Below are 9,335 nucleotides of genomic sequence, written 5' to 3' on the forward strand. Positions count from 1 at the left end.
ATGAAGAAATTTTTAAGTGTTATTTCGATATTTATATTCATTCTGGGATTTGGACAGATTGATAATATTGCAGACGGAGAGTCTATTACGCTGAGAATCCATTACGGATTTCTGAATGCCGGTACTGCTAATCTTACGGCACAGAAAACCACTTTTAAAGGCGCTCCGCATCTTCATGTAAGAGGTACAGGACAGACTACGGGAGCGGTAAGAGCTTTTTTTAAAGTGGAAGATTTTTATGAAAGCTACATCAATATGCAGACCGAACTTCCTAGCTTTTACGTAAGAAATGTGCGGGAAGGAAGCTACAGACAACATCTGGAAACTACTTTTAATCACGACAACAATACATTGGTTTTAACGGATAAGAAAACGCCGGAAAACGGATCGAAAGTGATAAAATCTGTAAAAGGAGTTCAGGATATGCTTTCCTGCTTCTACTATTTAAGAAGTAAAACTGCCGCTGAACTGAAAACAGGAACAGTAATCAACATGAATGTCTGGATTGATGATGAAATGTTTCCTTTTCAGCTAAAAGTAGTGGGAACTGAAAATCTGGATACCAAATTCGGGACAATTAACTGTTTAAAAATTATTCCGTCTGTGAAAAGCGGAAGGGTTTTTAAAGAGAAAGAAGGAGTAACGATGTGGGTTTCCAACGATGCCAACCACATTCCTATTTTATTGAAAGCTGAATTGGCAGTCGGATCCTTAAAAGCAAGTATCGACGGATATAAAAATGTAAAATATCCCCTAAAGTTTACAAATTAAAATATGGTAACTCACTAGAAATAAAGTGTCTGCAAAATTTGCAGACACTTTTTCGTTTTGTCATGTAATACATCTCAGGTTTCGGTTGTCTTCTTTAAAACATTAAGAACTGAAATATGAAAACTCATATACTGACAATTTGCCTTATTTTATCTTCTCTATTCTCCTATTCTCAGAAAAAGGAAGATGTACAGATTGTCAGAAAAAACATCGTTATCACAAAAACCTCATCATCGCCCAAAATTGACGGAATTCTGGATGATGCAGAATGGCGGAACGTACCTGTTGCTACAGGTTTTATAGAAAGACAGCCCAACAACGGAAAACTTCAGGCAGATTCTGTGAGAACGGAGGTCAGAATTTTATATGATGATACAGGAATTTACTTCGGAGCACAAATGTACGATCCTACTCCCCATAAAATTGCCAAAGAACTTACCGAAAGAGACGGTGTAGGAAATGATGATTTTTTCGGTGTTACTTTAAACGGCTATAATGATAAGCAGCAGAGTCTGGAATTTATGGTAACCGCAGCCGGCGTTCAGTTTGATGCAAAAATTACGACTGACGGAGAAGATGATACATGGAATTCTATCTGGTACAGCAGCGCAAAAATTAACGAAAAAGGATGGGCGGTAGAAATGAAAATTCCATATTCAGAGTTAAGATTTCCGAAAAGCAATGTCCAGGAATGGGGAATGAATATGTTCCGCAGGATTCAGCGTACAAAAACTACTTATGACTGGAATTTTGTGGATAATGCAAAAAATTCTTATACCCTGTTTGATGGTGTTTTAAAAGGAATTGAAAACATCAATCCTCCGACACGATTGTCTTTCACGCCTTATTTTTCCACGTACGTCAACAGTTTCGACGGAAAAACTACTGCCAATGTGAATGGCGGAATGGATGTAAAATATGGGATTAATGACGCCTTTACCTTCGATATGACTTTGATTCCTGATTTCGGGCAGGCAAATTTTGATAATTCGATTTTAAATTTAACCCCGTTTGAACAGCAGTTTTCCGAACAGAGAACATTCTTCACCGAAGGAACCGAACTATTCAGTAAAGGCGGAATGTTTTATTCAAGAAGAGTCGGCGGACAGCCTTCGAGATATCCGACAACGAACGACAATGAAGAAGTAACGGAATATCCTTCAAAAGTAAAATTATTCAATGCTTTTAAAATTTCGGGAAGAACCAAAAAAGGATTGGGAATCGGCTTTTTTAATGGGATAACACAAAAAATGGAAGCCACCATTCTAAATCATGAAACCGGAGAAATGAGAAGAGAAGTGGTAGAACCGTGGACGAATTACAATGTTTTGGTTTTTGATCAGCGATTCAACGGAAATTCTTCTGTTTCTTTGGTAAATACCAATGTTACCAGAGACGGAGATTTCCGCGACGCCAATGCAACGGGAATTCTCTGGGACATCAACAATAAAAAAAACACCTACAATACTTTCGGAAGTTTAAAAGGAAGCTGGGTGATGGATGGTGAAACCAAATTCGGGACTAAAGGTGAACTCGGCTTCGCAAAAATTTCAGGCAAAAACCGTTTCAACGTTAATGGAAATGTAACTACAAAAGACTGGGACATTAATGATGTAGGATTTTCTACAAGAACCAATTTCGGAAATTACAACGCGTGGTACGGTTACAGAATTTTGCAGCCTACGAAAACATTCAATAATATGTATCTGAATTTTAATCTTAACTACTATCACAGATTAGAACCGTTTATTTTTCAGAATCTGATTTTTAATAACAATAACAGTTTTACCGATAAAAATTTCAGGGTTTTCGGAGGAGGAATAGAATTTACCCCTTTTGCCCAGAATGATATTTACGAACCCAGAACTTTTGGGAGACATCTGAAAGTTCCCAAATACTTCGATTCATGGATCTGGTTTGAAAGCGACAGCAGAAAAAAGTTACAGCTTAATTTCACTTTCGATTATTATGCGTACGATGAAAAAGGAAGAAATCAGGTTCTTACCAATTTCGGACTCCGTTACCGTTTTTCAGACAAATTTAATGTAAACTGGAGTTTTAATCCGAGTTTCAGCAATAATGAAACAGGTTTTGCAGGAAAAAATAGCACTGATATTTTCATCGGAAGAAGACAGCGAAATACCTACGAAAATGCATTGACTTCAAAGTATACCTTTAACGAAAAAATGGCTCTCACGTTAACATTCAGACATTATTTTTCGGATGTTACGTATAAACAGTTTTACGCATTAAATCAGGATGGAAGTCTTACAGAAACCAATGCTTTTAATAAAAACCTGAACGGAACCTATAATGCATGGAATGTTGATCTGAGATTTTCGTGGTGGTTTGCTCCGGGAAGCCAGTTGACATTATTGTACAGAAATGCCACGTCCAATTATCTTGAATTTTCGAGACTGAATGTAAAGAAAAACTATGATATGCTCTTCAATGAACCCACCGTGAATAATATTTCTTTAAAACTGACTTACTTTCTGGATTATAACAGGGTAAAAAGCTGGACGAAGAAAAAGGGTTAATCATTGATTTAACAGAACCATTGTAATTTTTCAATAGAATTTTGTTTTTAATTACGTTTTGTTTCTTAGGTCAGTAATTAAAAACGTCAAGCCTCCGAAATTTCGGAGGCTTGATTTTCATTGTGTGTGTTTTTTTAGGCTGCTTTCTAACCTTTGCTACCTTTTTTTAGTATCTATCACAGAGCATTGCTGCTCTGCAATAATGATACAAGTATTATCATTTGTGCTTTAAGATATTTGATCCTGAAATAATTTTTTTTCATCATTTGTGTTTTCAGAATCAAAATCAATTTTAATTACCGGTTAATAATTGTTGTTTTTGTTGATACAAATGTAGGCACATTGTGGTACATAATTCTAATAAATCATTTAGATATATATCGCTAAGCTTGTAGATATTTATCTACAGAATATGAAAAAGCAATATTTAGCACTGTAAACAGGCATTTTAAATAAAAAAATTCATGAAATATTATAATTTCATGAATTTTATATCATAATAACCTCTAAAAATCAGTAATGATTTTTCATGAGATCAATAAGTTCTACAATATTTTCGATCTTAAGTTTATCGAAAATTCTTTTTTTAATTGTACTTACTGTATTTTGTTTTACATCAAGACGATTGGCAATTTCGAGATTTCCAAGACCTTCGGCATACATTTCCGCGATCTGCAGTTCTCTTTCTGTTAAAGACAGTAAAGGATTAATAAGCGTCGGATTGCTTATGGAATTCCTAAGCAAAGCCTGTGTAACTTCAGAAATATAGCTTCCATGTGTGTACATTTTTTTAATTGCCTCTGCAATCTCTTCCTCTTCATTCAGCTTGCTTAAAAATCCGTCTGCTCCTGCATTTAAGAACTTCAGAGAATGGGTGCTTTCTTCAATTCCTGTAAAAATAAGGATCTTGGTTTTCGGACTTATTTTTTTAATTTCCGGTACAATGGTAATGCTGTTTCCATCGGGAAAATGAGCATCTATAATGGCAATATCTATCGGATGTTCCTGTATAGAGTTCATCAGCTGCTGCAAACTGGAAGCCTGAAAAATTTCGCATTCCCAGTCCATGTCTTCCAGCAGAAAAACAATCCCTTGTCTTATCAGGCTATGGTCATCTGCAAGCAAAACATTAACAGATGCAGAATTTAGTTCACTCATTTACTGATATTTAAATTAACAGAAAAATGTACGGTTGTACCTTTTCCTTCTTTGCTCGAAACAGAGATATCTCCATCGTATAAACCAATAATTTCTTTACATAAGCTCAATCCTAAGCCTGCACCTAGATTTTCTACGTCTTCCGACAGAACTCCCTGATAATAAGGTTCGAATATTTTTTCCAGATCGGATTTTGAAATTCCGACACCGGTATCGCTGATTTCTGTAATCAAAGATATTGTATTTTCGTCAACAGGCTGCGTTTTAGCGGTGACTTTTATTTGCCCGTTTTCAGTAAACTTATTTGCATTTCCCAGAATATTCATGAAAATCTGATTGATCTTTTTATTATCAGAATAAACATTGATATCCGGATTTATATTTTCATCAATAATGAATTTATTGTTTCTGGTTTCAATGTACGGTTCAATGGAAGTAAGAATTGAAGTGATTTCGCTTTTAAGATTGAACTTCACCGGAATCAGCTTATTTTCAACCGCCTGATTTTTGGTATATTTCAAAATCTGGTTTGCCTGCATCAGCAGAGAATCATTGGTAAAACTGATGGATTTCAGATATTCTTTCACCTTTTCATCCTCCGTTCTCTTATTAATCCGGTTAATGAACAAACCTATGATTTTCAGCGGAGATCTCAGTTCATGACTCAGCATACCTAAAATTCTGTTCTTAAAATTAAGGTTTTCGCTGATCTGTTTATTGGCAGCGTTCAGCTTTTTCTCATAAATAAAGGCAATTCTGGTTAAGAACATGATTAAAACAGAAACAATGAACATCAAAATCATCGCCCCAAATACGATATTTTTTCGGATTCTGTTGCTTTCGGAATTCTGCTTTTGATATTCTTTCTCAAGCTCGGCTTTCGAATCTTTAATAGCAACATCATAAATGTTCATCAGTCCATTGCTATACACCATAAGATTATTAAAGATTTTATAGAAGTTACCGCTGTTGTTCTGGTTTCTTACGACATTCACCTGAATTTTCTTTATTTCTCCTTTATAATGATTGTTTACTTCATTAAAAATACTGTCGAATTCAGCTTTAATATTGGCAGGACTGGCTTCTTTTCCCTGTTTCACCGTAATAATCGTACTTTCTTTCCGTACATTTTCTTTTCCGGAAATAGCGTCTCCCAAACGTCCGAAAAGTCCTTTTTTCTTTACCGTATCAGAGATTGTCTTTGTTTCTACCTTAAATTTATCAAAGTCGTAGTTTACACTGTATTTTTCGAGTTTAGGAAGATTATTCTCGACTTTAAAATTAGATTTTGTTGAATATTCGTAGGTAGAATCTATCAGAGATTTCAGTTTTTTAATCTCCATAGAATCTTTTCTGTTTGAGGTAAGAACATTCTTAAGCTTAGGATATTTGTTTTCGTAATGTCCGATGCTGTCAAGATTTTTACCCAGTTTATTAAGGGAAGCGAAATATGAATTAAGATAAGTATTATCATTGCTCACCATGTATTTTTGAAGGAAATTTTGTGCATTCAGAAGCTCTCCTCGGGAATTATCCGTAAGATTTTCCAGTGTATGAACTTCTTTCAGCTGATTTTCAAAGAAAGCCAGATTTTTTCTCGAAATAAATTCGTTATAGAAATATCCTGCAATAAGAAGCTGGATGAGCAGAATACAAACGAGCAATGAGTAATGGATTATTTTTCTCGCTTTAAAGTTCAATAATTTTTTGGACATTTTGTGTAAGTTATTAGTAAGTGTGTTTAGCTGTTTTTAACTGCAAAGAAATTCTTACTTAACCGTTTAAATCATCATTTAAATTTGAAAATTTTAAACAAGTTTAGCATAAAAATAGTAAAAAATCCTGTAAATATAATTTTTACAGGATTTAAATTTATTTAAAACTTCAATATTTATAAAGTTTTGAATTGCTCTAATGTTCTGATATCATTTTCGAAAAACATTCTGATGTCGCTCATCTGATAAAGAAGCATTACAATTCTTTCAATTCCCATCCCGAAAGCATATCCCGAATATTTCTCAGGATCAATGTTTACATTCTTCAAAACCGCCGGATCTACCATTCCGCAACCCATGATTTCCAGCCATCCCGTTCCTTTTGTTATCCTGTAATCTGTTTCAGAGTTTAATCCCCAATATACATCAATTTCCGCACTTGGTTCCGTAAAAGGGAAATAAGAAGGTCTCAGTCTGATCTTAGATTTTCCGAAAAGCTCAGTTGTAAAGAACTGAATGGTCTGCTTTAAATCTGCGAAGCTTACATTTTCATCAATATACAATCCTTCAATCTGGTGGAAAATACAGTGGGAACGCGAAGAAACCGCTTCGTTTCTAAACACTCTTCCCGGAGATAAAATCCTGATCGGCGGCTGATTCTGTTCCATGTAACGGATCTGTACGGAAGAAGTATGCGTTCTTAATAAAATATCAGGGTTCTGCTCGATGAAGAAAGTATCCTGCATATCTCTCGCCGGATGATATTCCGGAAGATTAAGTGCCGTGAAGTTATGCCAGTCGTCCTCGATTTCAGGTCCGTCTGCCACAGCAAAACCGATAGATTTAAAAATCTCGATGATTCTGTTTTTAACTAAGTTGATCGGGTGTCTTGATCCCAGCTCCAAAGGAAACGCCGGTCTTGTAAGATCTTCTTTTTCTACGATAATAGAAGATGCGGAAGCATTTTTTAAATCTTCCAGTTTTACGTTAACAGCCTGCTTCAGAGTATTGATCTTCTGCCCGAAATCTTTCTTCTGGTCGTTGGGAACTTCTTTGAATTTTTCAAAAAAATCATTCAGAATTCCTTTTTTACCATTGTACTTGATTCGGAAGTTTTCAATTTCCTCTTTAGATGTAGCATTAAAGCTGTTTACCTCAACGAGTAATTCTTCTATCTTTTCTATCATTGTTTTACCCTTTCAAAATGTTTTGCAAAAATAAGGTTTTTCAGTTGAATAATTTTCTTAAAAATGTTAAAAAATCTGCCTCTTTTGGGGAGACAGACTTCAATCACTTATTTCACTTAAATAAAAAAATTATTTTTTTTCTAAAGCTTTCACGTTGATCTGAAGAGTCACCTCATCTTTTATCACGCCATTTTCGGCAGGAGCCTGAAATTTCACTCCAAACTCTTCTCTCATTATGTCTTTCGGTTCGGTAGCAATATTCACCAGACCTTCCTTCACAGAAACATTGGCTTTAAACTGAACCGGTTTTGTAATTCCTTTGATGGTTAAATTCCCATCCAGTAAGGTATTGTAATCTCCTTCAGCAGAAGGTGTTACTTTGGTAATTTCATACGAAGCCGTCGGAAATTTTTCTACCTCGAAAAAATCCCCGCTTTTCAGATGCCCGTTAAGTTTGTTCAGATTTTCGGTATCGTTTTTCAGATCTTCAGAAGTTAAGGAAGCCATATCTGCAACAAATTTTCCGCTTTCCAGCTTTCCTTCTTTTACGGTAACATCGCCGCTTTCAAATTTAATGGTTCCGAAATGGCTTGTATTCTCCGATTTAAAAATTTTATATCCCTTCCACTCTACTTTACTGTTAAGTGTATCCACAACATATTCAGCTCCGTCTTTGGTTGTTGCAACTTCATTGCTATCGCTGGAAAGAGGTTTCTCCTTTTTGCAGGAAACTACCGCAGCTAAAGCAAAAAATGCAGGAATAACCAACGAAAACAGCTTTTTTTTCATGATTTATAAATTTTTATTACTCCTGCTAAAATAATAAAAAATATTGTTCTTTCCTAAAAACATTTCAATTCATTACTTTTGTAATATGCTATTAGAAATAAATCATTTAAACTTTTCCTATTCTAAAGAAAAACCTTTGTTTGAAAACCTCAGTCTTACATTTGAGGAAGGTAAAATCATTGCGCTTGCCGGAGAAAGCGGGTGCGGGAAATCTACTTTATTAAGCCTGATTTATGGTTTGCTGGACTGGGAAAGCGGTGATATTATTTTTGACGGTAAAAAATTACTGGGACCGAAAGGAAATCTGGTTCCGGGAGAAGCCGAAATGAAATTCGTTGCCCAGAATTTTGATCTGATGCCTTATGCAACGGTTGCGGAAAATGTAGGGAAATTTATTTCGAATATTAATCTGGCAAAAAAGAAAGAAACCGTTTCTGAACTTCTGGAAGTTGTCGGTTTAGAAGAGTTTGCTCCCATTTTACCTAAATATCTGAGTGGAGGACAACAGCAAAGAGTTGCCATCGCAAGAGCACTTTCTGTACTTCCGAAGCTTCTGATCTTAGATGAACCTTTCAGCAATCTGGATTTTCCGAGAAAGATTGAACTGAGGGAAAAGCTTTTCCGGTATGTAAAGCAGAATAATATTTCTCTGGTGATTTCCACACACGAACTTCAGGATATTATTCCGTGGCTCGATGAAATTATTGTATTGCAAAATGGAAAAATAGTACAAAAAGGAAATCCGGAAGCAGCTTTTAAAAATCCTTATAATTCTTACGTTGCCAAACTTTTCGGGGAAGTGAATATTTTCAGTGAAAGTGAGATGCAGGATTTTCAGATTTCAAAATTCTCCTATTATCCTAGAGAAATAAAAATTTCTGAAAACGGTTTTGAAGCCGAAGTTCTGGAAAGCCGTTTCGCAGGAAATCATTACTGGAATAAAGTAAGGGTAAAAAATAAAGAAATCATTCTGTATTCTGATGAAAAAATGAACGGAACTATCGCTGTTTCATTTGGCTAAATTCTGACGAATATTTATGACGAAACTGAATATCATAGCCCAGATTGAGCGGCATGTCTGAGCTCTTTTCGTTGGTTTCGGCGGGGGGGGGGGGGGCGCCCCCCCCCACCCCCAAAACAACACCACCAACAACAAAAAAAAAAACAAAAAAAAA

At 35.4% G+C, this 9,335-nt stretch carries 7 protein-coding genes; 3 read left to right on the forward strand and 4 right to left on the reverse strand.

The features are described 5' to 3' along the window. Nucleotides 1-771, forward strand: coding sequence for a DUF3108 domain-containing protein (locus WFH39_RS12820; RefSeq protein ID WP_336690199.1), 771 nt, complete (start codon nucleotides 1-3; stop codon nucleotides 769-771). A 116-nt stretch (nucleotides 772-887) separates the two neighbouring features. Further along, on the forward strand, nucleotides 888-3,311 hold the full coding sequence (locus tag WFH39_RS12825; protein ID WP_336690200.1) for a DUF5916 domain-containing protein: 2,424 nt from the start codon (nucleotides 888-890) through the stop codon (nucleotides 3,309-3,311). A 513-nt stretch (nucleotides 3,312-3,824) separates the two neighbouring features. On the opposite strand, the gene WFH39_RS12830 is transcribed toward WFH39_RS12825, so the two are convergent. The 4 genes from WFH39_RS12830 to WFH39_RS12845 all read right to left on the reverse strand — a co-directional run bounded on the left by WFH39_RS12830 (nucleotide 3,825) and on the right by WFH39_RS12845 (nucleotide 8,160). Further along, nucleotides 3,825-4,469 carry a response regulator transcription factor gene (locus tag WFH39_RS12830; RefSeq protein ID WP_336690201.1) on the reverse strand — a complete coding sequence of 215 codons (645 nt, stop codon included), beginning with the start codon at nucleotides 4,467-4,469 and terminating at the stop codon, nucleotides 3,825-3,827. Continuing rightward, nucleotides 4,466-6,184: a sensor histidine kinase gene (locus tag WFH39_RS12835; RefSeq protein WP_336690202.1), complete on the reverse strand. Its 1,719-nt coding sequence runs from the start codon at nucleotides 6,182-6,184 to the stop codon at nucleotides 4,466-4,468. Before WFH39_RS12835 ends, WFH39_RS12830 begins: the two co-directional genes overlap by 4 nt. A gap of 176 nt (nucleotides 6,185-6,360) precedes the next feature. Then, nucleotides 6,361-7,371, reverse strand: coding sequence for a phenylalanine--tRNA ligase subunit alpha (pheS, locus tag WFH39_RS12840; protein ID WP_214588736.1), 1,011 nt, complete (start codon nucleotides 7,369-7,371; stop codon nucleotides 6,361-6,363). Between the two features lie 129 nt (nucleotides 7,372-7,500). Continuing rightward, nucleotides 7,501-8,160, reverse strand: a complete 660-nt coding sequence (locus tag WFH39_RS12845) for a YceI family protein (protein ID WP_214588735.1) — start codon at nucleotides 8,158-8,160, stop codon at nucleotides 7,501-7,503. A gap of 85 nt (nucleotides 8,161-8,245) precedes the next feature. Here WFH39_RS12845 and WFH39_RS12850 point away from each other — a divergent pair, with 85 nt between their 5' ends. After that, nucleotides 8,246-9,181 carry a sulfate/molybdate ABC transporter ATP-binding protein gene (locus WFH39_RS12850; RefSeq protein ID WP_336690203.1) on the forward strand — a complete coding sequence of 312 codons (936 nt, stop codon included), beginning with the start codon at nucleotides 8,246-8,248 and terminating at the stop codon, nucleotides 9,179-9,181. Nucleotides 9,182-9,335: the final 154 nt, after the last annotated feature.

The organism is Chryseobacterium sp. MMO-72 (assembly GCF_037146035.1).
Classification (GTDB): domain Bacteria; phylum Bacteroidota; class Bacteroidia; order Flavobacteriales; family Weeksellaceae; genus Chryseobacterium; species Chryseobacterium indicum.

Bases quoted from the DNA above. Each gene is read 5' to 3' on its own strand.
- WFH39_RS12820 (WP_336690199.1), top strand. From the start codon at position 1: ATGAAGAAATTTTTAAGTGTTATTTCGATATTTATATTCATTCTGGGA.
- WFH39_RS12825 (WP_336690200.1), top strand. From the start codon at position 888: ATGAAAACTCATATACTGACAATTTGCCTTATTTTATCTTCTCTATTC.
- WFH39_RS12830 (WP_336690201.1), bottom strand. From the start codon at position 4,469: ATGAGTGAACTAAATTCTGCATCTGTTAATGTTTTGCTTGCAGATGAC.
- WFH39_RS12835 (WP_336690202.1), bottom strand. From the start codon at position 6,184: ATGTCCAAAAAATTATTGAACTTTAAAGCGAGAAAAATAATCCATTAC.
- pheS (WP_214588736.1), bottom strand. From the start codon at position 7,371: ATGATAGAAAAGATAGAAGAATTACTCGTTGAGGTAAACAGCTTTAAT.
- WFH39_RS12845 (WP_214588735.1), bottom strand. From the start codon at position 8,160: ATGAAAAAAAAGCTGTTTTCGTTGGTTATTCCTGCATTTTTTGCTTTA.
- WFH39_RS12850 (WP_336690203.1), top strand. From the start codon at position 8,246: ATGCTATTAGAAATAAATCATTTAAACTTTTCCTATTCTAAAGAAAAA.